Here is a 249-nt window from a genome sequence, read left to right as displayed (position 1 = left end):
TTATACTATAAAATTCAATAAAATCGTTTGCAAGTTTTTTTATGTTGTAATCTAAATACAATTTCAATTCATTTTCATTAAATAAAGCTGCAGGAACAAGTGTAGCAAAATTGTTTTGATGAATGATAGTAACAGTTTCAAACTCTTGTTTTAATACTGTATTTTCATTAAATAATTATTAAATTTTAGACAATAGCAATTCTGGAGTTGCAACAGAATTTTCAAAAGTATGCGTAGTAAAATGCTGTA

Annotated in this window: 1 pseudogene; it reads right to left on the bottom strand. The window is 24.1% G+C overall.

Annotation, left to right across the window (positions count from 1 at the left end):
- A pseudogene (locus ACEWL1_RS12170) lies at positions 1-163 on the bottom strand (DUF3822 family protein); the annotation flags it as partial.
- Positions 164-249 lie beyond the last annotated feature (86 nt).

This window comes from Polaribacter gochangensis (assembly GCF_046224025.1).
Classification (GTDB): Bacteria; Bacteroidota; Bacteroidia; order Flavobacteriales; family Flavobacteriaceae; genus Polaribacter; species Polaribacter gochangensis.
Note: the sequence above shows the minus strand (reverse complement) of the source record. Positions and strands in the feature narration are given on the sequence as shown.